The sequence below is a fragment of the Bacillus sp. SIMBA_005 genome (assembly GCF_046535585.1).
In the GTDB taxonomy this organism is placed as follows: Bacteria; Bacillota; Bacilli; order Bacillales; family Bacillaceae; genus Bacillus; species Bacillus pumilus.
The window spans coordinates 182500-207705 of the sequence record NZ_JAWRWI010000001.1 but is presented as its reverse complement, the minus strand read 5'-3'; the positions used below and the strand labels follow the sequence as shown (position 1 = coordinate 207705).

Genomic DNA, 25206 nt, shown 5'->3' with positions numbered 1-25206 from the left:
ACTTACCATGCATTTTACTACGGTTTGATTAATGAATCCATATGTGAACGAATTTTTTTGCGGAACGCTTCACTTAAGTAAAGGTCTGCTCCTTTTTCGATTTCACTGCGATAATGAGCTGGCGGAGCGATTTCTTCGCTTTTTTGAAGCACAAGAAAGGTTAAACAGTCCTCATAAATTTGATCACCTATTTTGACATCGACAAATGCTGGACGATATGTACCTTCATATACTCCTTCTCGTTTATACAAATAACGAATGGCATCAAAAGGAACTTCATATAAAACACCCTCTGTTTCGCCGCCGTCTTCTACCATATCAGCTCTTGATCCATCTGGCCTCACCAATGTAAATCTCGTAGTAAAACCATTTAGTACACCACCGCCGATGATTTGTTTAAAGTGATGATCGACTTCTGCGAGCTTAAACCTAGCATCATCCATGCAGGAACCATAGGCAAAATAATAGAAGGTTGATGGCTTCTGCTGCCAAAGTTGATAAGCTTTCCAGCACCCTCTTTTTATTTCTTTCAGCGCTGATGCCTTCTGCTCTGGCAAAGTGTATGTCACGGCTGCTACCTGACCTTGATCCGTCATGATATTGATTTCCTGCTTGTCATACCCTTCCTCTAGTACATCTATCTTATTCAACGTGTCAGCGGTTACCTCGTACAATTCCCCGAATACAGTGCCTTTTTCTGCAGGAACACACGCTGGATATCCTTGACCTGTATCGTAAATCCTTCCACTCATCCAAGCGGATTTAGCTAATAGTTTGTTTTCCTTCAAGTACGTTTCGTGGTGCTCTTCATGCTGCAATAGCGTCCCATATACAAATAAAGCTTTTACCGTCATGACTTCACGTCCTCTCAACTTGCTGCTGTCTGCTTTTTTGACACACAGGCAAATAAATATGAAAAGCTGTGCCTTTTCCAAGCTCACTTGACACGTCCATCCTTCCGTGATGATCTTTTAAAATTGTCGCACAGATGGTCAGACCAAGCCCTGTCCCTTCTTTTTTCGTGGAAAAGAAAGGATCATATATTTTTTGAATATCTTCTTCAGACATCCCTTTTCCTTCATCTTGAATGGTAATCTTCCATTCATTCAATACTTTTTCTGTAGATATGTATATGCTGCCACCTTCAGGCATTGCCTCAATCGCATTTTTGATTAAATTAATGAACAGCTGCTTCATTTGGTTAGCGTCTGCTAGGATTGCGCCGGCATCCTGCCTTTTAAATGGCTGCTTGAGATCAATATTTGAAAGAACGGCATTTGTTTTTAATAAAGTAATCACTTGTTCTAGAAGCTCATGAAGCTGGACTTCTTGAAAATGGACCGATTGAGGCTTAGCCAATACAAGCAGCTCACTTAAAACAAAATCAATCCGTTTAATTTCAGAAAAGATAATGTCAAAATAATCGGTTCTTTCAGGATATTGAGTCTTCATCAGCTGCAAAAAACCATTTACTGATGTCAGTGGATTTCTGACTTCATGGGCGATTCCAGCGGCTATTTGTCCAGCGACGGCCAGCTTTTGCGCCTGCATTTGCAATTGCTGATTGGATCTTTCAAGCTCAAGCTTTGCCTGCTTTTGTTTCGTAATATCAGCTACCGTTCCAATTCCTCCGGTAAACTGGTGATGCTCATCAAAATAGAGCTTGTAATGAACGTCTCCCCATACCTTCTTTCCCTCTTTATGGAGAAGCTGCAGTTCTACACGCCCCGCATCCTTATGTTCCTTGATCACAGACAATAAATGCTGGACCACGCGTTCCTCTTGATCAAAGTACTGATTGTACATGGTGCCTAGACATTCATCGATGTCATAGCCCGTCATTTGTGTCCATGCTTGATTTAAGAAAATAATTTCACCTTTTTCGTTTGTTTCAAAGACGATTTCTTGCAAGTTATCTGTGATTCGATTCAGCCGCTCTGTCAGTTCGTGTGCTTCTTTCTCTCTCGTATTTAAGTCTGACACAAGTAGATTTAAGCGGTCTACATAGCCTGAGACAACCCAGATTCCTGTTAGAACAAGGACTGTAAAGGCTAGATCGAGCGGCCAATTAATTTGATAGCCACCTAGATAATAAAAGAAATCCCAGCTTAAAATTAAAATAAATGCAAGAACAGATAACACGATCCGCACTTGATATGTTTTGTTCAAATGATTCCACCTGCCGCCCTGAGATTCTTTGTCAATTGTACCATTTTCCACTTGTTTTTTGAGGGAGATGGGGCATTTTTAAAGAACTTTTTCAGAAAAAAAGCCTGTTCTCAGCACAAAGGAAGAGATCAGGCTTTTTTCATTACTGCTGAAGAGCTTCTTGAAGTTCTTTTAACAGTAATTCTGCGCCTTCAGCGCTTAATGTAATTTGACCATTTCCATAATCATGGTTCTCTGATGTAATCTCACCAGTCATGAGGCAAACGCCCTCTGGCTGATATTTTTTCAAGACGATTTTATCCCCATCTATAAAAAATTCCATACTGTCTTTAATAGCAATATCAAGTGCTCTTCTTAATTCGATTGGCATCACAATACGCCCTAGTTCGTCTACTTTTCTTACGACTCCGATAGATTTCAAATTCGTTCCCTCTTTCTTTCATTAGCTCAAGATCAATCTGTTTTTCACCAATTGATATATCGTAGACGTAAGAGATTCTCAAAAGGTTTCTCTTCTATAAAAATTTTTTTCACAAAAGAAAAAACAAAGGGAAAATTTATTGTGATTGTCAAAATGATACTCGAATTTTACAAGTTCATTTCAAGGTCATCACAAACCCCCACAAATGACCTCAACCCTCTGAACTTTTAAATGTAAAATTGTTTAAAACAGCAAAAATAGAGATTGGGTGAAAACATGTTTCAAAATGCCGAAATTGGAATTGATTTAGGAACAGCTAACATATTGGTTTATAGTAAAAATAAGGGGATTATTTTAAATGAACCGTCCGTCGTAGCAGTCGATACAGAAACAAAAACTGTACTTGCTGTCGGAACAGAAGCAAAAGAAATGATTGGGAAAACACCTGGGAAAATTGTGGCGATCCGTCCAATGAAAGACGGTGTCATCGCTGATTATGATATGACAACAGATTTACTCAAACAAATCATGAAAAAAGCAGGAAAAAATATCGGGTTTACCTTCAGAAAACCAACGGTCGTCGTATGTACACCTTCTGGTTCCACAGCTGTTGAGCGCCGTGCCATCAGTGATGCTGTGAAAAACTGCGGAGCAAAGCACGTGCATTTAATAGAAGAACCTGTTGCAGCCGCAATCGGCGCTGATCTTCCAGTAGATGAGCCTGTTGCAAACGTCGTAGTCGATATTGGCGGAGGAACAACGGAAGTTGCTATCATTTCGTTTGGCGGCGTTGTCTCTTGTCATTCCATTCGAATTGGCGGAGATCAGCTGGATGAAGATATCATTACGTTTGTGCGAAAGAAATATAACCTATTAATCGGCGAACGGACAGCTGAGCAGGTGAAAATGGAAATTGGTTATGGTCTCATTGAGCATGAGCCAGAGTCATTAGAAGTACGTGGACGTGATCTAGTGACAGGTCTTCCAAAAACGATCACACTTGAATCTCATGAAATTCAAGGAGCCATGCGAGAGTCACTTCTTCATATTTTAGAGGCGATTCGTGCCACATTAGAGGACAGCCCTCCAGAGCTTAGTGGTGACATCGTAGACCGCGGCGTGATCTTAACTGGCGGTGGCGCTTTGTTAAACGGGATTCAAGAATGGCTCTCACAGGAAATTGTCGTTCCAGTTCATATTGCAGCAAATCCACTTGAATCTGTCGCAATCGGAACAGGTCGTTCACTAGAAGTCATTCATAAATTGCAAAAAACATTAAAATAATCTTCTTGTTCTACTTCTTTTTTTATCATTTCGATCATATCGTGAGGAATGGATAAACGTGAAGGAGGAAGAACATGTTGCTTGATTTAGGTAAACGGGTTGTTGTCACAGTCATTTTAACGGGTATTATCTTAGGAGGAATGAGCCTGTCATTTTCACATATGCCCCCTTCTAACGCACAGCCTGTGAAACAACTGAACCGCTAAAAAAGCCGCATGAAAGCGGCTTTTTTATTTTGGCTTTTCGCGTGCTCCCCATTTTCCTTTTCGGTCTTAAATCTGATATGATGAACATGACTAAAGGAGGGTTTTTTTATGAGTTCATTTGAAAATCAACTAGATCAATATGCGAAGACCATCGTTGAAGTCGGTGTGAATGTTCAAAAAGAACAAGAAGTCGTCGTATCTGCATCTACTGAATCTACAGACCTTGTTCGTCTTGTCGCGAAACATGCATATGAGCGCGGGGCGAAAAACGTACATATCCGCTGGGCTGACGGTGTTCTTGCTCGTTTAAAATATGAGCACGCACCGCAGGATGTGTTTGAGCAATTCCCTGAATGGGAAGCACAGATGATGGAAACCATCGCAAAACGCGGCGGCGCTTTTATCACGATCTTGTCAGAAAGCCCTGACCTTCTGCGAGGCATTGATTCGAAAAAAATCGCTGCACAGCAAAAAGCCGCTGGATCTGCCCTTCATACATATCGCCAATACGTTCAATCAGACAAAGTGGCTTGGACGGTTGTAGGCGCTGCATCAAAAGATTGGGCGAAAAAGATTTTCCCTGACCATACAGATGAAGAAGCTGTCGCTTTATTATGGGAACAAATCTTTAAAGTCGCTCGCGCTGATCAAGCAGATCCTGTGGAAGCTTGGAAAAAGCACGATGAGTCGCTAAATGAAAAGGTCAAAATCCTAAATGAGCGCCACTACCACAAGCTTCATTATGATGCTCCTGGTACTGATTTAACGATTGAGCTCCCTGAGCAGCACATTTGGGTAGGTGCCGGCAGCGTGAGTGAGCGCGGCGTCTCTTTCATGGCCAACATGCCAACAGAAGAAGTTTTTACCGTACCTAAAAAAGATGGTGTAAATGGGACTGTCTCAAGCACAAAACCGCTCAGCTATGCAGGAAATATCATTGATGAGTTTACTTTAACATTTGAAAATGGCCGAATTGTCGATGTGAAAGCGAAGGAAGGCGAAGACATTTTAACTTCGCTCGTTGAAACAGATGAAGGCTCTCATTATCTAGGTGAAGTTGCTCTCGTACCAGATGATTCACCAATCTCAAACTCGAATATTCTCTATTACAATACCCTTTATGATGAAAACGCATCGAACCACCTTGCCATCGGCAGCGGATATGCGTTCAATATCGAAGGCGGAAAAGAGATGAATCGTGAAGAATTGGATGCAGCTGGTGTAAACAACAGTATTACACACGTCGATTTCATGATTGGTTCAAAGGAAATGAATATTGACGGTATTACAAAAGACGGGAAACGCGAACCGATCTTCCGTAATGGAAACTGGGCGATTTAACCGAAAAAAAGACATCCACAAGTGGATGTCTTTTCTTATTTACGCATAAAGCTCAACGAGTCTCTTTTGAATCTCTTGATCTGATAAGAACTCATCATATGTTGTTTGTTTATCGACGATGCCATTTGGCGTCACTTCGATGATACGGTTTGCCACTGTTTCAACAAACTGATGGTCATGAGATGAGAAGAGCATCGCTCCTTTAAAGCTCATTAAACCGTTATTCAGCGCCGTAATGGATTCTAGGTCTAAGTGGTTCGTCGGCTCATCTAGAAGCAGTACATTCGCTCCTGACAGCATCATTTTTGATAACATACAACGAACCTTTTCTCCTCCTGATAAGACGCTTGCTTTTTTCTTTACTTCTTCCCCAGAGAAAAGCATACGTCCTAAGAATCCGCGTAAGAAGCTTTCGCTTTGATCATTAGGAGAATACTGGCGAAGCCAATCCACTAGATCGACATCGTTTCCTTCAAAGTATTCACTATTGTCTTTCGGGAAAAAGGCTTGAGATGTTGTGACGCCCCATTTATATGTCCCGCTGTCTGGCTCCATCTCACCAGCAAGAATTTTAAATAAAGTAGACACAGCAAGCTCATTACGGCTTAGGAACGCAATTTTATCCTCGCGATTCATAATAAAGCTGACGTTATCAAGTACTTTCACACCGTCAATTGTTTTCGATAGACCTTCTACTTGAAGGACATCATTCCCGATTTCGCGCTCTGGCGCAAAATGGACATACGGATATTTACGTGAAGATGGCTTAATATCGTCTAAAGAGATTTTATCAAGCAATTTCTTTCTTGACGTCGCTTGCTTCGATTTAGAAGCATTCGCACTGAACCGGGCAACGAACTCTTGAAGCTGCTTAATTTGCTCTTCTTTTTTCTTATTTGCATCTTGGCTGAGTTTCAGCGCTAGCTGGCTGGACTCATACCAGAAATCATAGTTTCCGACATATACTTGAATTTTTCCGAAGTCTAGGTCCGCAATATGTGTACATACTTTGTTTAAGAAGTGACGGTCATGCGAAACGACGATGACGGTATTTTCAAAATGAATAAGGAACTCTTCCAGCCACTGGATGGCTTGTAAGTCCAAGTGGTTTGTTGGCTCATCCAGAAGAAGGACGTCAGGCTTACCAAATAAAGCTTGGGCTAGTAGTACTTTAACCTTTTCAGAACCACCAAGCTCAGACATTTTCTTCGATTGAAGGCTCTCTGGAATGCCAAGACCTTTTAGTAAGATCGCTGCTTCACTTTCTGCTTCCCAGCCGTTTAACTCAGCGAACTCACCTTCAAGCTCTGCTGCACGAATCCCGTCTTCATCTGAGAAATCAGGTTTCATATAGATCGCATCTTTCTCCTGCATCACATCATATAAACGTTTATGACCCATCATGACGACTTTTAATACTTCAAATTCTTCGTATTCAAAGTGGTTCTGTTTTAAGATCGCTAAACGCTCACCAGGGCTCATATGAACATCGCCCGTCTGAGCCTCAATTTCACCTGAAAGAATCTTTAGAAACGTTGATTTCCCAGCTCCATTGGCACCAATTAAACCGTAGCAGTTGCCAGGAGTGAATTTAATGTTTACTTCTTCAAATAGTTTACGATCAGCAAAACGTAAACTAACATTATTTACTGCAATCATTTATTAATCCTCCATCACTCATTCATCATTATGAAGTATAACATGAATAACGTTTGATAGAAACGTCTCTCACTAAGAACGAAGGCAAATTGTCCAATATGGTATAATAAGTGGGAATGATTTATTGAAGGAGTTCGTGCGATTTGAGATTACTTACACTGATGGAATACTGTTTATTGATTTTCTTTATGGGTATTTATTTATCTGCAACAGGATTTAATGCGAGGGATTTCGGCCTTTATATTGGGCTTGTGCTTATTTACACACTGGTACACATCTTTTCGAAACGCTTTTTACAAAAGCGAGGGAAAGAAAATCATAAGATCGGATTGTTTCGGTCCGTTTTAGCTATAACTGGCTCTGTCTTCGCTTCTGTGCTGGCCATTGTGCTCATTGTTACAGTGCTCACGCCAAATTAAAAACGACCCTATTTTTAAGGGCCGCCCATTTAAGCACTTTTCTCATGCATCTGAGAAGGGTGCTTTTATTTTGTTTGCCGAATGTCGCCAAATGGGAAGAAAACAAATTCTGATGTCCCGACAACCCGATCCTTTTCAATGAGTCCAAGTCCATTTCTGCTGTCCATGGAGTTGAGCCTGTTGTCCCCCATCACAAAGTAATCGTTTTTCGGTACTTTCACTGGACCAAAATCCCCTGTCAAATGCACTTCATACTCTTTCGCATGTGCCTTGTTCTCTTTTAAATAAGGCTCATCTACTTTTTTACCATTAATGTAAAGCGTATCATCCTTCATTTCAATCGTGTCTCCCGGAAGACCGATCAATCGTTTTACATAATGAATTTTCTGGCCGTCTTTTCCATTAATAATCACGATGTCACCTCGTTTGACACCACCTAGGTAGTTAATGGTTTTGTTGACGAACAGCTTTTCCCCATCATGAAGGGTCGGTTCCATCGACTCTCCTTCCACCACATACGGCTCAAATATAAACGTACGGATGAGCAAGACGAGCGCAAGTGCAATTAAAATGGCTTTGATCCATTCAAACAGTGAACTTTTCTTCTCTGTTTTGGCTTGCTTTGCATCAGATTGAATATCATTTTCGTTTTGTTTGTTTTCTTCGTTCAAAATACTGCTTCCTCCTAAGACTTTCTGCTAAAAGACTTGAAACGTGAATTGAATAACTTTACTTTATCACATGTCATTTAAAAATTCACAAGACAACCATTCAATTAGATATTTTTTCCTAATTTGTTCGTAATTAAACAAAAAGAAACACCGCTTTTCACGATGCTTCTCCTCTGAATTACGCTTCTAGTTTCACTGGTTTTTTCAAAATACCAAGTAAAATCGCTGTTACAACGGCACCGATTAAGATGCTGATGATATAAAGAATTGGATGATTTGTTACCCAGAAAACGAATAGTCCGCCGTGCGGTGCAGGAAGCGTGACTCTAAAGAATTCCGTTAATCCGCCAGCCACAGCTGCTCCAATGACAGCTGAAGGAATCACGCGTAGAGGGTCAGCCGCTGCAAACGGGATTGCCCCTTCAGTAATGAAGGCAGCTCCCATGAAGTAGCATGTAATCCCTGCTTCTCGATCACGTTTTGAGAACTTATTTCTAAAGATTGTTGTCGCAAGTGCAATACCTAGTGGTGGTACCATTCCGCCTGCCATAATGGCAGCGTGCGGTGCATAGTTTCCAGCAGCAATCATCGCAAGACCAAATGTGTAAGCCGCTTTGTTAATTGGACCACCCATATCAATCGCCATCATACCTGCCAAAATAATGCCCATTAAGACAAGGTTTCCAGTACCTAAAGTTTCAAGCCAATGAGTTAATCCGTCCATCACCATTTTTACTGGTGTGTTCACAATGTAATGCATGATGATACCTGTGAAGAAAATACCGAACAATGGATACAGCAGAACCGGCTTAATCCCGTCGAGTGACTGCGGTACAAATGTGAATACTTTTTTAAGTAACACAACGACATAACCAGCAAGGAAACCGGCAATGAGTCCACCTAGGAATCCTGCACCTGCTGCTGACGCCATAAATCCACCGACCATACCTGGCGCAAAACCTGGACGATCTGCAATACTCATCGCAATAAATCCGGCTAATACAGCGACGATTAAGGCAAGCGCATTATCTCCGCCAATTCCTTTTAATACAGCTGCAAATGAATTAAATGAAGGGTCTTTAGGATCTGCTGAGTTAATTCCCCAGAAGAATGAAATTGCAACAAGGATACCGCCTCCGACAACAAATGGAAGCATGTTGCTTACACCGCTCATTAAGTGCTTGTAGAAACCACTTCTACCTTTGCCAGATGACTCATGTTCGTCTTTTGAAGAACTGCCGCCAGAGCCTTTATAGATCGGTGCATCTTGATTGACTGCTTTTTCAATCAATTCCTGCGGACGACGGATTCCTGCTGTCACAGGCACTTCAATGACATGTTTGCCTTTAAAGCGTTCCATTTCAACTTGCTTGTCCGCTGCCACAATGATGGCTGGTGCTTCTTCAATTTCTTTTGCGGTAAGAGCGTGTTTAATACCACCAGAGCCGTTTGTTTCGACTTTAATGTCAACGCCCATTTCTTTCGCTTTTTCTTTCAAAGCATCTGCTGCCATAAATGTATGTGCAATACCCGTTGGGCAAGCTGTTACTGCTAAAATCTTAGCAGGTTTACCTGCTGGAGCTGGTTCCTCTTGAACTTCCTCTTCTTCTTCATCGTCCTTGTCATGCGTATTGATGATATCGATGATTTCATCTTCAGTAGCCGCTTCAAGAAGCTGCTTTCTGATTTCTTCACGCATCAGAAGTGTTGATAAACGAGAAAGGGCTTCTAAATGCGTGTTGTTTGCGCCTTCAGTTGCTGCAATCATAAAGACAAGATGACTCGGCTGCGCATCCAGTGATTCATAATCTACACCAGCTGTCGAGCGGCCAAATGCAATAGCAGGCTCTTTGACACTTGCTGTTTTAGCGTGAGGAATCGCAATGCCTTCTCCAATACCAGTAGAGCTTTGTTTTTCACGGTTGATCACCGCTTCTTTGTAGCCCTCTTTATCATTTAACTTGCCAGCTGTATCTAAAACAGTGACTAGTTCTTCAATGACTGCTTCTTTCTGCTGGCTGTCTAATTGAAGCTTAATGGTCTGCTTTGTGAGTAGTTCTGTTATTTTCATGGTGACTCCTCCTTTAAATGCGTGTGACTTTTACTTGTGGTAATAGTGTGTCAACAAGCTCTTTTGTCCCAAGCTCCTCAGAAAATGCTGTAGCACTGCCTGATGTGACGCCAAGCTTAAATGATTCTTCAATCGAAAGGCCTTTCGAAACGCCGGCTAAAAATCCTGCAACGACTGAATCCCCTGCACCAACCGAATTAACAAGTGTACCCTTTGGAACATTGGACTGATAAATCCCTTCCTTACTGAATAAGAGAGCGCCATTACCAGCCATGGATACAATAACATGTTCAGCACCTTGTTCTAACAGCTTCTTTCCATAAGGAATAGCTTCTTCTGCAGTAGAGATGCTCGTCTCAAACATTTCACCTAGTTCATGATGGTTTGGCTTCATTAAGAACGGTTTCAAGCCTGCTGCTTTTTTTAGGGCTTCTCCAGAAATATCAAGGACAACTCTAACGCCTTGCTTTTCACATACCTCAGCAATACGTTCATATGTGTTATGAGGCAATGAAGAAGGAATGCTGCCAGCTAACACAACGACATCTCCTTCAATCAATGAAGTAAATTGAGACAGAAACGACTCAAATTGTGCTTCAGTAATGGATGGGCCGAGTCCGTTGATTTCGGTTTCTTCACCTGTTTTTAGTTTCACATTAATTCGTGTATCTTCTGACACCTCGTGAAAGGCTGTTTGTAATTGTTCGTTTTGTAAAAAGTCTTGAATATATTTGCCTGTAAATCCGCCTATAAATCCAAGCGCTTTTGATTCCACACCGTGACGTTTTAAAAGCCTTGAGACATTGATCCCTTTTCCGCCCGGATATTTTTTGTCATAGGTTGAACGATTCAAACCGCCGACTGCGAAATCCTCCACGTGTACGATGTAATCAACTGATGGGTTTAAAGTAACTGTATAAATCATGTTTTCACTACCTTTATAACCGTTTTTTCATGGTAATTATCGAATGAATCTTCTTTTGCGTTGTTTGTGATAATGGTGGCTTCCTGTAAACTAGCAAAGGTTGAAAACGATATTTCGCCAAACTTGGAGGCATCTGTTAAGATATAGGTTTTTTTTGCCTGCTTCATGGCTCTTTTTTTCATGAGCGCTTCCTCTGGATCAGGTGTTGTAAATCCTGCCTCGGGATGAATGCCATTCGTCCCAACAAAGCTTTTGTCAAAACGGTAATTTTCCATCGCCGTCAAAGCTGCGGCACCGACCATGGCTCCTGTTCGATGTTTCACTGATCCGCCTATCAGGTAAAAAGAAATGCCTTTTCTCATGAGTGCTTCAATGTGCATAACACCGTTTGTCACCACAACTATATCTTGATCTGGATCGATATATTCAATCATTTGCTGTGTGGTCGTACCAGCGTCTAAATAAATACAATCTCCCTGTTTTAAAAGTGAAGCAGCTGCCTCCGCAATCAATGACTTTTCTTGAAGGTTTTTGGCAGATTTCTCAAATACATCTGGTTCAAGACGGATACTTGATATCTTGGCTGCTCCCCCATGGACCCTTTTTAGAAATCCTTTTTCTTCAAGGGCTGATAAATCCCTTCTAATAGTAGATTCAGACGCATCCGTCATAATCGTTAAGTCCTGTATTTTGATGACATCATTTTCTTCTAAACAGTCAATAATGAGTTGATGTCTTTCCGGTGTTAACATGGAAACACCCCCTTTTGAAAACGTATTCATTTTGCGCGCACCTTTATTGTAATCGCTTTTTTCAACATTATCAATATAAAACAATCAAATACATTCAATAACTATCAAAATCTTTCACCATGGTCATCTTACCTTTATATGTACCATTTGTAAACTGAAAAATATGTGACATTAAGATGAAAGTCATGATCTTAGCATTTCTATCATTTTTCATTTCATTCAATAGAACTAAAAAAAGCTTTTATGCAATGTGCATAAAAGCTTTTAATCCTTGATTACAGCGGAATTCACACTGTTTGTATGCTTTTGGTTCTTCTCGAAATTATTCATATCTAAGAGAATCAATAGGATCTAGTCTTGCTGCTTTATTCGCAGGAATTAACCCAAAAACAATCCCAATTAGCATACTAAACAGAACACCTACACAGATGATTTGCCAAGATACTAAGGACGGCCAGCCGGCAATGAGTGATACTAACGAGGCACCGCCTATACCTAGTGCAATCCCCATCAACCCGCCGATCAAGGTTAAGACGACAGACTCAATTAAAAATTGAACGAGTATTTGAGCCCTCGTTGCTCCAATCGCTTTTCGGATACCGATTTCCCTTGTCCTCTCTGTCACAGAAACAAGCATAATATTCATCACGCCGATACCTCCGACAAGTAAGGAAATTCCAGCTATTGAGCCAATGATTGTTGTCATGACAGACGTGATTTGACCGATGCCTTCTGCGATTTCTTCCATGTTGATCATTTCATAAGCATCTTCTGTATGATGATTCTCATTTAATAATGCAGCCGCATTCTTTCCTACTTCCTTCATTTGATCAGCATGTGCGACTTGAATTGACAACTTATCGTATTCACTGATCCCAAATGTGGAGGTGAGCATGGCGAATGGGACATATATTTCATTCATATCGAATGAAAGCATCCCTTTTTGTTTGGCTAAAACACCGATGACTTCAACCGGCTGTCCGTTCATCCAAATCATTTCGCCCAATGCCTTCTGTCCATTAAATAATTCTTTTTGTAAGCCTTCAGAGATAAGGGCGGCTCTTCTGCCGCTTCTAAAGTCAATATCTCTTAAATTCTGTCCTTCGGCTATTTGTAATGAATGTACATTCGTATACCCTTCATTTATACCGTTAACTGTCGCATCCACTGTCGTATCTTGAAATCTCAGCTGCATTCCTTGCGCAGTCGAAGATGCAACCTGATTCACCCCATTGATTGTCTTAATGCTTTTGATGTCTTCCTCAGTAAATGCGGCGTCGAATAAAGCGTTGGGATTTGCATTTAACTCTTCGTCAGAGGGCGTATACATCATATCAACGGTATTGTTTGGACCTGAAATCGACCCTTTTAGCATTTGCTCGCCGCCTTGACCGATAGCCACGACCGCAATGACTGATCCAACACCAATAATAATCCCAAGCATCGTTAAAATAGAACGTAATTTATGAGCTAAAACAGAATTCATCGCTATTTTGATATTTTCAAAGAGTTTCATTCATAGCGTCCCCTTGTGTCAATCTATCTTCAACGAGTCGCCCATCTCTTACAACGACCGTCCGATTTGTATACGCAGCTATTTCTTCTTCATGGGTAACAAGCACAATCGTTGTTCCTTCCTCATTCAGCTTCGTAAACTGTTCCATGATTGAGAAGCTTGTTTTTGAGTCAAGAGCGCCTGTCGGTTCATCTGCTAAGATAAGCTGCGGCTTATTGACAATTGCACGGGCAATTGCCACCCTTTGCTTTTGCCCTCCCGACAACTCGCTTGGCATGTGTTTCATTCGGTCTGACAAACCAACCTTTTCAAGTGCCATCTCTGCACGTTCTTTTCTTTCCTTTTGACTGATACCAGCGTAAATCATCGGAAGCTCAACATTACGCCTTGCATTTAACCTCGGCAGCAGATGAAATTGCTGAAAGACAAATCCAATGAATTGATTTCGAATCACTGCGAGGTCTTGATCCTTTGCTGCTGACAACTCTCTTTCTTGAAAATGATATTGTCCTGTAGTTGGCCGGTCTAAACAGCCAATGATATTCATTAACGTCGATTTTCCAGAGCCGGAGGGGCCCATAATGGACATATACTCGCCTTTTTCAATGACAAGATCGATCTCACTTAATACATCAAATGATTCCTCGGCAACCTCATAGCTTTTTGTCACGTTTGAAAGCTGAATCATTCAGCATTCACTTCCATTCCGTCATACATGTCATCTGATGGATGAGAAATGATTTGATCCTCTGCTACGACACCTTTTGTCACCTCAAGATCATGACCTGACGTTTCCCCTAGCACCACTTTTACTTTTTTAAGTACATTCTTTTTGACAACATAAACGTATTGTCCATCATCCTCTTTTTTTACAGCTGATTCAGGAATCGTTAGGGCTTGACGCTTATCTGTTTCAATTTCCATGATCATTTTAAAACCAGGTTTTGCTTCAGGTTTTTTTCCCTTTATTTCGATTTCAACTGGATATTGCACCGTTTGATCACCTGCAGGTGTTTCGGATGCTGCCTGAGCAGGTACAACCCCCACTTTTTTCACGACTCCTTGCCAGCTCTCTCCGCGAATGACATCAGACGTTATCTTTACTTTTTGTTTCTTTTTCACTTTTATGGCGTCATACTCAGAAATCAATCCTCGCACAACCATTTTTTTCTCATTGCCAATATGAATGATCGGCTGCCTCTCTTCCGGCTTTCCTGCCCCTTCTTCTTGCTCAATGGAAATCACTGTACCATCAATTTTACTATGTACGATTAAATCTTCTATTTGTGCTTTTACTTTTTCTTGGCTGATCTCTGCTTGTTTTTGTTCTAATTCAGCCGCTTTCAGCTCTAATTCAAGCTGGTCTCGCTCGTTTCTAGAATTGGTGGCGGATTCGCCTTCTTGTTTTTTGTCTAATTCGCTCAATCTATTTTGTAATTGTTCGCGTTTTAAAGTACTGGATTCAGCCGCAAGAGCTTGCTGCTCTTCTTCAAGCTCCAGCTCTCTATTTTCATATGTAAGAAGCGGCGTTCCAGGCTTTACCTTTTCTCCTTCTTTTACAGAAATTCCCTTCAAGTGTCCCTTTTCCTCTTCTGCATAAATAAACTGTTCTTCAAAGAATGAAAGTATCCCTGGCGTCATCACCTTAGTGGTGATTTCTTTTTGCGAGGGTTTTACTGTTTTGATCGCTGCTGTTGAAGCAGGCTTTGCTTGATTTTTCGCAATGTTAAAGCCAATAAATAGACCGATAACAATAATAAAAATGGATCCGATGATGATTTTCTTTCTCATAAAGACATTCTACCCCCAGCTTACTGATATGGTGATTGCAGTTCCTACATATTGAAAAATGATAGATAAGAGATAAAAGACTCCTATAATGGTCCAAGCTATTCTTGGCGATATATGGCCAACTTTCATCAATAAAAAGCCTGTTAAAACAAGGTTCCAGATCACAAATAGATCAATATTGGCAAGCACAGCATGCCATGGACCAGACGTTTGAATGAGTGCATTTAATGAGGTGATTGTGATGTTTTTTGGTACATGGAACAGAATGATGGACAGATGAGAAATAATCGTACCAACGATCGTAACTGGTGTAATAAACAGGACCGCTGAAAACAGCTGCTGAAACGATGCATCACCCTTTGCTAAAAAAACGATGAACTTATAGATTGCAGCATTAACCACAAGCCCGAGAAGTAGACCAATTAGCGTCACCACATAAACGACCGATACCGGCAAGCTTAAATCTGCCCACATTCCTTCATTCACCAGCTCTGACAAATAAGTCACAATCACTGTTAAAAGAAGTACGCAGGATAAAGGCCACCAAACCACCGGATTTTCCCATACTCTTTTCAGGTGCTCCGAAGGCCTTGTGCTCACTCCAATGATCGTAGGCTTTTGCATATTTTCTTTCATCAAATGTCATCCTCTCTATGTCATGCAAGTATGCAAACGCACATGCTCTCTCTTATTCTTTCTATTTTATCAAAAGATTGCCAATAAGTGATGGATGATTTGATTTTCTTATTTTCATTGAGGGAAAAATTATCTATTATTCTATTATCATGGATGAAATCCTCCAAATGACACCATGACTAGACCATATTCATATCAATAAATAAAGGTTTTTCTGACCTAAAAACATTTTATCAAAAAAACACATGTCTTTCGGAATAAATATCCTTTTCCTTTGAATTCGGATGGTCTTTGAGAGACACAACAATTTTTTGTTAAAATAATCCTAGTAATTTCAACAAATCCCGGCTTTATAGGACTACGATTGGTTTCTTTTATAGAACAAATGAGCCTTTAGTAACAATACTTTCATATTAAAAAATTAAAAATATAATGATTTTACTTGATCAAAAGTTATTTTTTCATATAATGTAAAATAGAGGTAGGTTAAATGATAGTGGAAATGGAGTCAAGTGAATGTTAAGAGAAAAATTGAAAACGCAATTGATTTTACTTTATGAAAAGGAACAAGAAGCATGGCAATACTTTCGAAAGGAAAGAGAACTGATTTATCATGAGCTCAAATTACTTGATATGAAAGAAAGCAGACCCTCAAATGACAAAATATACTACGCTGCTAGATGTGTAGATATTATTAAAGAGAAAAAGGGAAGCATTGTGAGCACAAAAGAATTAAAAGAACAACTTCAAGCCCAGACAGATTTCAATGTGAGACGAATTAGCGAATTGTATGATCTAATACAGCAGCTCGATCCTCACATTTCTAAAGCACGAAGGGGATGTTTTATTTACGAAGATCACACCCAAATACCTCTACAATCTTTTCACACATAAAAAATTGGTTACAGCCGCTGGCCATAACCAAATCCTCTAATATCTATTATCCACCGCTTACAGGAGGAATGAATGCAACAGTGTCCCCGCTACACACTTCAGCGTTTCCCCTCGTATATCGTTCGTTGACTGCAACCATCACATTTTGTGCAGCATCAACACCATATACCTCCTGTAATTCTAATTTAATCTCATCAACCGTTGTTCGATCTTTTTGAATGATGATTTGTTGTTTACCGGCCTTCTCAGCAAGGCCGGCGAACAATAATACACTAATCAACCTGATCACCTTCTTTCTTTGCAAGTTGAAGATCACTAGGTTTCCCCTCTGGATATGAAACTGTTTCAAGCTGATCACCTATCCAGGCTTCCCCGTCTTCCCAATATTCTTTTTTCCAAATCGGCACAATTTCCTTAATTCGCTCAATGGCATATTCGTTCGCTTCGTATGCAGCCTTCCTATGAGGAGATGAAACGGCTATCGCAACAGCAATATCCGTTATATCAAGTGTCCCGATCCTATGCACAATGGCAGCTTCAGTATCAGGCCACCGTTTTTTGATTTCTTGTCCAATTTGACTTAGCATGCTTTCTGCCATTGGTATGTAAGCTTCATAAGTTAAGCGCAGCGTTTTCTTACCGTTTGTCCACTCTCTGACCGTCCCGATAAACGTCGTAATGGCCCCTGCCTTCCGCTTTGTCACATGCTGAATCAATTCATTCACATCAATCGGCATTTTTGTTATTTTAAAAAGTTCACTCAAATAGAGCCGCCTCCCTTCAATAAGTTATAACAAAATGAGTTCGCATCCTTTTCAAAGGCTGAAAACACTGGAAAAGAATAATTTTCGGCTAACTGAAACTCTTGAGAAAAATAAATAGCTGCTTGTATATTGGAAAGTGTTGAAAGATCAATGAGCTCCTCTTCATTCTTTGCACAAACGATTTTGCGGTATGGTGCCTGTTTATACCCTTCTATCAAGACCGCGTCTAATGGAAGATGCTCACACATATTGAGCAATTGCTCTAACGTAATGTGCTGCATTGAAAAGTGAAATTCACCCTCTCCTTCTACGCCAGCGGCAAATGCACCCGCCCCTACATATCGATCAGTGTCTTTTTCTTTCAAAAGACGATCTGGTTTACCGCCATGTCCATGGTGTTTAAAGCAGCCCAGCTTCAGCCCATCAAGTACAGCCAGCTGACAGAGCTTTTCAATCAACGACGTCTTGCCGCTGTTTTGATAGCCGACCACCTGTAATATACTTAATGTGTCATCCAGCATGGGGAACCCTCGCCTTCGGGCTGAAACAGCAGAACATGCACCTGATCACCGGCCTTAAAACCTCTTGTTCCACCTGGCAGCACGATGAAACAGTTAGCCTCTGCAATTGAGGTTACGGCACTTGATTTATCAAGACCTGTTGGGGTTACACTGAGCTGACTCCCCGTGAATTGAAGTGCTGCTCTGACAAATCGAGTGAACGGATTGGCTTTTGGAAAATCGTGTGTCAGCTTCGCCTCAGCAAAATCGGGGAACGGCTGTTTCTTCAAAGACCATTTATAGATCATCGGTTTCACAAATAATTCAAAGCCAACAAAACAGGCAGCAGGATTTCCTGACAGACCAAAGAGCAGTTGACCATTTGGCATTGCAGCAACCGTTGTCACACTTCCAGGTCTCATAGCCACTTTATTAAATAGCACCTGAGCTCCAAGCTTCTCATAAATCGCGGGGAGAAAGTCAAAATCACCTACTGAAACTCCGCCTGTTGTGATTAAGTAGTCTACCTTGCTTAAAGCTGCTTTGACTGCATGAAAGCTATTGTCAAAATCATCGGACACACCGCCTAAATCAAGCGGCTCTCCCCCAGCCTTAAGGATCTGGGCATAAACCATACTAAGGTTACTGTTTCTAATCTTCCCGTCCATCATCGCATCACTCACTTGAAGAAGCTCTGTACCTGTTGAGATGATGCCGATCACTGGCTTTTTGACAACTGGGACTACCGCATATCCAAATGTCGCCAATAGGGCCGTAACGCCCGGAGTTACTTTGGTTCCTTTTTTAAGCATCACATTCCCTTCAAATACCTCTTCTCCTTGACGAGAAATATTGTCCCCTTTTTTCAGCGATCTTTTAAGTGACATATATAATTTGCCCTCTTTTTCGTAGGACTTAGTGAGCTCAAGCATGATGACGACATTTGCTCCATCCGGGATTTTTGCTCCTGTCATGATACGGATGGCTTGAAAGGGACCGATGGTTTTTGCTGAGACCACTCCTGCCCCAATGTGATCAATGACCTCAAATTCAATCGGATGCTCACTTGACGCTTCTATTGTATCTTCTGCCCGAAGTGCAAAACCATCATACGGGGACCGATCAAATGCAGGCACATCATGGTCTGCCAAAATGTCTTCTGCAATGAACCTTTCAAGGCTATTTCTTAAGGGCACCCATTCTTGTTCTCCATGCTTTTCATATTGATGGACTTTCTGAATGGCTTCTTGTACTGGAATTGGCTGACGTCTTTCCATCACACTTCACTCCTATATCCCTAGCAGTTTTGCTAGTAATGAATTGGCTGCTTTTTCATCATTTGTCCCATGAATTAATGCACGTCCACCTTTGAAAAAGACAATGCGATAAGATTCATAGCGGACATGGATTAAGAAGTCATTCACTTCCACCTCACAAATAGATGACAGCCGCTCTTTCACATGCTGAAATGATAGATTAGCTAAATCCTTAGATACGACTTGAACTGTATCTCGCCCGCAAAGAATCGTCGTTTTTTTACGTTGCTCGTGTAAATAAGGATAGGTTCTATCTTTGCCGCAAGATGGACAGTCCTTCTGCTTAGTAAGAGACAAATCCATTTTAAACGATGTCGCCTGCCAAAGATCAAATGTGACAAATTTCCGTTCGATTTGATCTTCATGTCCTGTTAAATATTTTAGCGCCTCTGTTTGCTGATAAGCAGAAACCATCTGAACTGCTGGAGAAATAATCCCCGCTGTATCACACGTCAAGCCGCCAACAGGCAGTTCTGTAAAGACACACGATAAACACGGCGTTTTATCCGGCAAAATGGTCATATACATCCCCTGACTGCTCACACAAGCACCATATATCCACGGCGTCTTCGTTTCCTGCGATAAATCATTCATAACCATTCTCGTCTCAAAATTATCCGTCGCATCAATGACAATATTTGCACTGTGAAATAACGGTCTTAACAGCTCAACCCCTGCATCTTCAATCAGGGCGTGTATGGTCACTTCATGATTGATCTCTTGGAGACGTTTTTTTGCCGCAGCTGCTTTTGGCACATGTGCCTTTGCATCATGTTCTGTGTACAGCTGCTGCCGCTGTAAATTTGAAAATTCTACATAATCACGATCGACAATCGTCAACGTGCCGATCCCAGACCGGACAAGCCCTTCCGCAGAGGCCGTTCCAAGTGCACCCGCTCCAACAATTAACACATGACTGTCAGCAAGCGCACGCTGACCCTTTTCCCCAACCGGAGGGAACAAAATTTGTCTTGAATATCGGTCATTCAATGCTGCTCTCTCCTCACCATTTTTATGTATCATATCATACCGTTTTCAGGTAAATCGCTTCTTTTATTGATATTTCGAAATTCGTTTGGTGTTACGTTCAGTTCCTCCTCTGGAACGATACGCACCTTAAGCCTTTGAAGTAACTCTTTCATGGCTAATTGATTCTCTTTTAAACACGCATCAATGGACGGCAGACAGCGGCGGTGATAAAGTGCAAATAAAGGCTGTAACCTTCCCTGAACAAGTGGGATAATTGCATCTACGTGCTCGCTGCAATAGGACGATAATGCTTCGGCGGTCTCTCTCCGGATGAAAGGCATGTCACATGCCGTCACTAAATACCATGCTGATTCTTTCTTTTGCATCGCCGTATAGATGCCGGCAAGCGGCCCGCATCCGCGCACCTGTTCATCATCCAACCATACATCTCGTTCACCTCTTTCTTTAAAAAAGGTCAGAAGTGTTGAATGGCTGATGATCACCATCTGTCCTTTCAAAAGCTGCTTTTTCACATGCTCATATAGTGGTTTTCCTTGATACATATAACTTGCCTTTGGCTCTCCAAAACGTCTCGATGCTCCTCCAGCTAAAATGACATTGACTACGTCCATCCGCTCACCCTCCTTTGATATGGTTGTTCTAATCACTCTCATCTCGCATACTTTATTGGTAACATGAATAAGGAGGGTCTATCGATGAACAGGCGCCATGCTTCTCCCCTATTCCATGATCTATCTCAAGAGAATTTATACTTAAAAGCAGAAACAGCCAAATATCAACAAATGATCTCTGAGTTACAGTCCTCATATACGTATTCTAAAAACAAGAAGTTAACTCAAGAATATCACGAGATGAAAAAGGATTACACGCAATTAAAGCAACAATTGGATGAATTGACCATTGATCAAGATCATGCAGCCTCAAAAATACAGGATCTTTCCTACAGCAAATCTGAATTATTACATAAAATAGTCCTTCTTCATGAAATGCTCCAAAAAGAAACCTTTCATAGAAGGAAAGAAACGGAAGACAAACACCGGCTGCATTTAAAAGTCATCAAATATAAAGAAATCTCTCAACAATTAAATGAACGGATGCAGGATCAAGATAAACGGCTTGCAAAAGAGGAGAAAAAAGGAAATACTTTATCCGCTGTGATTGAGAAACTGCAGCAAACATTAAGTCATAAAAACGCAGAGCTCAATCTATTACAGGAAGGCGTTAGACACCTACAAGAGCGGTTTTATGAAACACAAGAGAAATTACTGCAAATCGAAAAAGCAAAGGAAGCGATTTTTTATGAAACGCTCATAAGCTATCAAAAGCAGTTAGCCGAAAGCGAGGAATGGATCGCATCTCATTTTGCTGATATTGACCAGTCAGCCCAAACAAATTCACAGCCATTCTCACGAGACAGCATCCTGGAAACAACGGAAGAAATCGAACCCATCTTGAAAAAGCTGAACGAACAAGTTCAAACGCTACAAGCACAAGTCGATGCGGTGCACCAAAATGGAGATGTCATGACAGTGAAGATTGATGGCTTCAAAAAACAGCGTGATCGCCTGTCAAAGGAACGAAAAATTGTCTATACAGTTGATCAAAAAAAGTAATTATCGCAATAAAAAAAACTGCTGGCATGACGTCAGCAGTTTCTTTTTTATTTATTCGTCTTCTGTTTGAATATCGCCTTCTAAAATATACTGTCCGCGATATGGCTTTTTCACTTCAGGATACATTTTAATTAAGCTTTGCATAAACGTTGTCATATTTGGAATTTCAAGACCGCTCTCTTTTTCAATTTCTTTTTGAAGTTCAGAGCTTTTAATCGCTGCATTATGACGCTTTAACGTTTTAATCGCAGCTTCACGAAGCTTAGCTGCCTTTGAACCAGGGCGAGCTGTGCCTCTTCTGCGTCTTGTAGATCCTTCAGGAATACCTACAGGTGCACCGTTTAGCTGTCCTGTTCCTAAAGTTGATGCAGAATTTGATTGTGATTGTGCAGGCGGCTGGTAGCTTCTCATTTCTTGTGCAGCCAGTTCAGCTAATACAGGCAGTGAATCCGTTTTTCTTTCTGCACGCACTTCTTTTTTTGTATCTGACACTAGACCTGTTCCTTGACGGTCTAATTCTCTTAATTTTGCATAAATCGCATCTCGCTCAATTTGATATTCACGGATGACCTTTACTTCTGCTTCGTTTAATTGTTCCAATCGTAATCGTAACGCTTCCCTCTCATTAAACAATGGATTTCCCCCTCATCATATAAAAAATATTCTATAGTAAATATTAGATTAGAAAACTAATTTTATCAACTATTTTTTTATCATTTTACAGTTTGTTATCAGATAGGTATTTTCAACTAAAATTTTGCCAAAGAGGAACAATCGGCATCCATTTCATTGCCACTAAAGGCTTTTGACAAACCTTAAAATATTGTAAAAAATTTGAATAAACACTTATACTACTTGATTTACATCGTTATTTACCAAACTGAAATTTCTTTTGTGCAAAAACGTTCTGAATAGTAAAAAGTTAAAATCTTTACATTTTCATTTCAAAACAAAAATGTAAATAGGTCGTTATACCTTTTTGTTTCAGGAATATTTTTTAATAAACTCCCTCAATTTCTCTTTTCTTAAGAAGGACAAGTCCATTCCGTGCAATAGGTCGCCTATTTTTGTCCATGAAAAAACCCCCAATTATGGGGGAAAGCCTATTCTGCAGCCTTTTCAGACTCAGAAAGCACTCGATTGACACGTTTCTCAAGCATTTTCATTCCGCTTCCGCCAGCTTGGAAGTGGCGTAGAGCACCTGTTTTATCAAACACATAATATGCTGGTACATATTCATTTTCAAAGGCTTCTGTTAGTTTATGATCGCTATCCACAAAAATTGGCTGGGTGATTTCATGCTCTTTCGCAACTTCCTTGATCTTATCCAGATCTAGGTCATCCTCTGAACGCGGCATATGAACGGCTATCACGTTTAGTTGATCCTTGTATTCATCACGGAATTGATTGACTTGAGGCATTGCCTCTTTACAAAGATGACAGCTGACTGACCAGAAATGAATCAATGTTGGTTTGTCACCAATTAGATCTTCTTTTGTTACTTCTCCATTTAACCATTCTTTTGCACCAGTTAGTTCTGGCATTGGTTGACGTAATTTCATTATGAAGCGCCTCCATCCATTGTATGTGTCGAAACAAAAAGGTCTAACATCAGTTAGACCCTCCTGTTTCTTCAGTTATCAATTAAAGTGTTTTTTGACCAGGCTTCCAGTTCGCTGGGCAAAGTCCACCAGTTTGTAATGCTTGAAGAACACGTAATGTCTCATCTACATCACGACCGATATTGTTGTGGAATACTGTTTGATATTGAAGTTCGCCTTCTGGGTTGATAATGAATAGACCGCGAAGTGCAATTCCTTCTTCTTCAATTAAAACGCCGTATTCTCTAGATACTGTGTGGTTTGTGTCAGCAGCTAGCGGATATTTCAATTCACCTAGACCATTGTCTTTACGGTCTGTGTTGATCCAAGCAAGATGCGTATGGATTGTATCAGTAGATACACCAATGATTTCAGCATCTAAATCTTCGAACTCATCATAACGATCGCTCATTGCTGTAATTTCAGTTGGGCAAACAAATGTGAAATCCATTGGGTAGAAGAAAAGAACTGTCCATTTGTCATTCTTCATGTTTTCTTCTAGACTCACTTTACCAAATTCCTTGTTAGCAAGTACTGCTTCCATTTCAAAACGTGGAGCTTGTTTTCCTACAAAACGCTCTGCCATATGTAAATCCCTCCAAAAATAATATCTTTATACAGACTTCTAAGCTGTATATAAAATGAGAATCAAAAGTTGAAATTCTCATTTAGTTAATAACTTCACAATTACAATTATAATACTTAAGCGGTTTTTAGTCAATATTAATTAATAATAAATTTAATTAACGATTTGTCACAATCTCTTACTCCACTTAACGAAAGTTTAACATGTCTTGCAGAAGGGAACAAATGATTAGCTTCTCTATTAGAGCATACATAGAAAGGTTTTGAAGATCATGAAAGCATTTGAACAAGTAGATTGGGTTTCCATTATCCTGAATAGCAGTATGATTTTGCTAAGGCTCATCGCTATTTTCGCGATTTATTTTATCATCAGAGCCATCGGAAATAAGATGATTAAGCGTGCTTATTCTACATTCTCTGAAAAGCATGATGTCTCTTTATCAAGAGCTCAAACGCTGCAAAGTCTTACGTTAAATATTTTCGCCTACTTATTGATTTTTATTCTAGTCGTCATGATCCTCGACTTATTTCATTATAACCCGACCGCATTGTTAGCTGGTGCAGGCGTCGTGGGGCTTGCGATCGGCTTTGGCGCTCAAGGACTAGTGAGTGATATTGTGACAGGATTCTTTATCCTATTAGAGAAACAATTCGATGTGGGAGAATATATAACAGTTGCTGGTTTTGATGGGATCGTAGAACAAATTGGACTTAGGACCACGCAGCTTCGAAGTTTTGACGGCACCCTTCATTTTATTCCAAATCGAAGCATATTGAACGTGAGCAACCATTCAAGAGGGACTATGCAGGCACTCGTTGATATCGAGCTGTCTCCAGAAGAGAATGTGGATCAAATGATTACAGCCCTTCAAGCGGCGTGTGATGAGGTACGAGAGGACATTCCTCAAATTATCGAAGGACCTCAAGTTGTCGGGGTGGAGGCGTTCGGATCCTCTTCCCTTGTACTGCGCATCATTGCAAAAACTGAAACAATGGAGCAATGGCGGGTAGAACGTATTTTGCGCAAAAAAATGAAAGAAGTACTCGATATAGAAAAAGAGCAAAAAGAACCGGGATGATAA

The 25206-nt window shown here is 40.6% G+C and carries 28 protein-coding genes; 7 read left to right on the top strand and 21 right to left on the bottom strand.

Annotated elements, in window-relative coordinates:
* Positions 1-17: 17 nt before the first annotated feature.
* The 3 genes from SB660_RS01180 to abhA all read right to left on the bottom strand — a co-directional run bounded on the left by SB660_RS01180 (position 18) and on the right by abhA (position 2590).
* On the bottom strand, positions 18-854 hold the full coding sequence (locus SB660_RS01180; protein WP_410581003.1) for a gamma-glutamylcyclotransferase family protein: 837 nt from the start codon (positions 852-854) through the stop codon (positions 18-20).
* A gap of 4 nt (positions 855-858) precedes the next feature.
* A complete protein-coding gene (locus SB660_RS01175) occupies positions 859-2169 on the bottom strand; it encodes an ATP-binding protein (RefSeq protein WP_180309068.1) in 1311 nt (436 codons plus the stop codon).
* 142 nt (positions 2170-2311) lie between these two features.
* Positions 2312-2590 (bottom strand): transcriptional regulator AbhA, encoded by a 279-nt coding sequence (abhA, locus tag SB660_RS01170; RefSeq protein WP_012009813.1) that lies wholly within the window; start codon positions 2588-2590, stop codon positions 2312-2314.
* A gap of 276 nt (positions 2591-2866) precedes the next feature.
* Here abhA and mreBH point away from each other — a divergent pair, with 276 nt between their 5' ends.
* The 3 genes from mreBH (at position 2867) to SB660_RS01155 (ending at position 5421) form a co-directional block, all read left to right on the top strand.
* On the top strand, positions 2867-3874 hold the full coding sequence (gene mreBH / locus SB660_RS01165; protein WP_012009812.1) for a rod-share determining protein MreBH: 1008 nt from the start codon (positions 2867-2869) through the stop codon (positions 3872-3874).
* Between the two features lie 74 nt (positions 3875-3948).
* Positions 3949-4080, top strand: coding sequence for a protein YkpC (locus tag SB660_RS01160; protein WP_003210922.1), 132 nt, complete (start codon positions 3949-3951; stop codon positions 4078-4080).
* Between the two features lie 108 nt (positions 4081-4188).
* Complete coding sequence (locus SB660_RS01155; RefSeq protein ID WP_410580999.1) at positions 4189-5421, top strand: aminopeptidase; 1233 nt, start codon at positions 4189-4191, stop codon at positions 5419-5421.
* 39 nt (positions 5422-5460) lie between these two features.
* Here the strand turns inward: SB660_RS01155 and SB660_RS01150 are convergent, their stop codons facing one another.
* Positions 5461-7080, bottom strand: a complete 1620-nt coding sequence (locus tag SB660_RS01150; protein WP_003212114.1) for an ABC-F family ATP-binding cassette domain-containing protein — start codon at positions 7078-7080, stop codon at positions 5461-5463.
* A 143-nt stretch (positions 7081-7223) separates the two neighbouring features.
* Between SB660_RS01150 and SB660_RS01145 the strand changes: the two genes are divergently transcribed.
* Entirely contained in the window at positions 7224-7499 is a 276-nt protein-coding gene (locus tag SB660_RS01145; protein WP_034619939.1) for a hypothetical protein, read from the top strand.
* 65 nt (positions 7500-7564) lie between these two features.
* Here SB660_RS01145 and lepB read toward each other — a convergent pair whose 3' ends face one another.
* The 8 genes from lepB to yknW form a co-directional block, all read right to left on the bottom strand.
* The gene (gene lepB / locus SB660_RS01140; RefSeq protein ID WP_029706712.1) at positions 7565-8137 is read right to left on the bottom strand and encodes a signal peptidase I; all 573 of its coding nucleotides are present in this window, start codon (positions 8135-8137) and stop codon (positions 7565-7567) included.
* 211 nt (positions 8138-8348) lie between these two features.
* Positions 8349-10241, bottom strand: coding sequence for a PTS fructose transporter subunit IIABC (locus SB660_RS01135; protein ID WP_058014094.1), 1893 nt, complete (start codon positions 10239-10241; stop codon positions 8349-8351).
* A 13-nt stretch (positions 10242-10254) separates the two neighbouring features.
* Entirely contained in the window at positions 10255-11166 is a 912-nt protein-coding gene (pfkB, locus tag SB660_RS01130) for a 1-phosphofructokinase (RefSeq protein WP_061407646.1), read from the bottom strand.
* Positions 11163-11918 (bottom strand): DeoR/GlpR family DNA-binding transcription regulator, encoded by a 756-nt coding sequence (locus SB660_RS01125; RefSeq protein WP_410580996.1) that lies wholly within the window; start codon positions 11916-11918, stop codon positions 11163-11165. Before SB660_RS01125 ends, pfkB begins: the two co-directional genes overlap by 4 nt.
* A gap of 322 nt (positions 11919-12240) precedes the next feature.
* Positions 12241-13434 carry an ABC transporter permease gene (locus SB660_RS01120; RefSeq protein WP_058014097.1) on the bottom strand — a complete coding sequence of 398 codons (1194 nt, stop codon included), beginning with the start codon at positions 13432-13434 and terminating at the stop codon, positions 12241-12243.
* On the bottom strand, positions 13421-14122 hold the full coding sequence (locus SB660_RS01115; protein ID WP_061407637.1) for an ABC transporter ATP-binding protein: 702 nt from the start codon (positions 14120-14122) through the stop codon (positions 13421-13423). Before SB660_RS01115 ends, SB660_RS01120 begins: the two co-directional genes overlap by 14 nt.
* A complete protein-coding gene (locus SB660_RS01110; RefSeq protein WP_268497782.1) occupies positions 14119-15225 on the bottom strand; it encodes an efflux RND transporter periplasmic adaptor subunit in 1107 nt (368 codons plus the stop codon). Before SB660_RS01110 ends, SB660_RS01115 begins: the two co-directional genes overlap by 4 nt.
* A gap of 9 nt (positions 15226-15234) precedes the next feature.
* Entirely contained in the window at positions 15235-15861 is a 627-nt protein-coding gene (gene yknW / locus SB660_RS01105) for a YknW family membrane protein (protein ID WP_058014100.1), read from the bottom strand.
* Between the two features lie 516 nt (positions 15862-16377).
* Between yknW and SB660_RS01100 the strand changes: the two genes are divergently transcribed.
* Positions 16378-16755 carry a Rok-like winged helix domain-containing protein gene (locus tag SB660_RS01100; protein WP_003211488.1) on the top strand — a complete coding sequence of 126 codons (378 nt, stop codon included), beginning with the start codon at positions 16378-16380 and terminating at the stop codon, positions 16753-16755.
* Positions 16756-16801: 46 nt separating this feature from the next.
* On the opposite strand, the gene moaD is transcribed toward SB660_RS01100, so the two are convergent.
* Genes moaD through SB660_RS01070 form a run of 6 tightly spaced genes read right to left on the bottom strand, consistent with a single transcriptional unit; the run spans position 16802 to position 20936 of the window.
* Positions 16802-17035, bottom strand: coding sequence for a molybdopterin converting factor subunit 1 (gene moaD / locus SB660_RS01095; RefSeq protein WP_061407631.1), 234 nt, complete (start codon positions 17033-17035; stop codon positions 16802-16804).
* Positions 17028-17492, bottom strand: coding sequence for a molybdenum cofactor biosynthesis protein MoaE (locus SB660_RS01090; RefSeq protein ID WP_180310807.1), 465 nt, complete (start codon positions 17490-17492; stop codon positions 17028-17030). The genes moaD and SB660_RS01090 overlap by 8 nt, the downstream gene beginning before the upstream one ends.
* Positions 17493-17515: 23 nt before the next feature.
* Complete coding sequence (mobB, locus tag SB660_RS01085) at positions 17516-18040, bottom strand: molybdopterin-guanine dinucleotide biosynthesis protein B (protein WP_180309074.1); 525 nt, start codon at positions 18038-18040, stop codon at positions 17516-17518.
* Entirely contained in the window at positions 18022-19299 is a 1278-nt protein-coding gene (locus tag SB660_RS01080; protein ID WP_260850288.1) for a molybdopterin molybdotransferase MoeA, read from the bottom strand. Before SB660_RS01080 ends, mobB begins: the two co-directional genes overlap by 19 nt.
* A gap of 9 nt (positions 19300-19308) precedes the next feature.
* Positions 19309-20325, bottom strand: coding sequence for a thiazole biosynthesis adenylyltransferase ThiF (locus SB660_RS01075; RefSeq protein ID WP_144462146.1), 1017 nt, complete (start codon positions 20323-20325; stop codon positions 19309-19311).
* A gap of 29 nt (positions 20326-20354) precedes the next feature.
* Positions 20355-20936, bottom strand: coding sequence for a molybdenum cofactor guanylyltransferase (locus SB660_RS01070; protein ID WP_058014105.1), 582 nt, complete (start codon positions 20934-20936; stop codon positions 20355-20357).
* Positions 20937-21020: 84 nt separating this feature from the next.
* Between SB660_RS01070 and SB660_RS01065 the strand changes: the two genes are divergently transcribed.
* Positions 21021-21938 (top strand): coiled-coil domain-containing protein, encoded by a 918-nt coding sequence (locus SB660_RS01065; RefSeq protein WP_058014106.1) that lies wholly within the window; start codon positions 21021-21023, stop codon positions 21936-21938.
* Positions 21939-21989: 51 nt separating this feature from the next.
* On the opposite strand, the gene rok is transcribed toward SB660_RS01065, so the two are convergent.
* From rok to ahpA, 3 genes are all read right to left on the bottom strand, one after another.
* The gene (gene rok / locus SB660_RS01060; RefSeq protein WP_058014107.1) at positions 21990-22571 is read right to left on the bottom strand and encodes a transcriptional regulator Rok; all 582 of its coding nucleotides are present in this window, start codon (positions 22569-22571) and stop codon (positions 21990-21992) included.
* Positions 22572-23041: 470 nt separating this feature from the next.
* Positions 23042-23500 (bottom strand): TlpA family protein disulfide reductase, encoded by a 459-nt coding sequence (locus tag SB660_RS01055; protein ID WP_003211884.1) that lies wholly within the window; start codon positions 23498-23500, stop codon positions 23042-23044.
* Between the two features lie 82 nt (positions 23501-23582).
* The gene (gene ahpA / locus SB660_RS01050) at positions 23583-24125 is read right to left on the bottom strand and encodes a biofilm-specific peroxidase AhpA (protein WP_003211758.1); all 543 of its coding nucleotides are present in this window, start codon (positions 24123-24125) and stop codon (positions 23583-23585) included.
* A 271-nt stretch (positions 24126-24396) separates the two neighbouring features.
* On the opposite strand from ahpA, the gene SB660_RS01045 reads away from it, so the two are divergent.
* Positions 24397-25203, top strand: coding sequence for a mechanosensitive ion channel family protein (locus tag SB660_RS01045; RefSeq protein WP_410580989.1), 807 nt, complete (start codon positions 24397-24399; stop codon positions 25201-25203).
* The last annotated feature ends 3 nt before the right edge of the window (positions 25204-25206 follow it).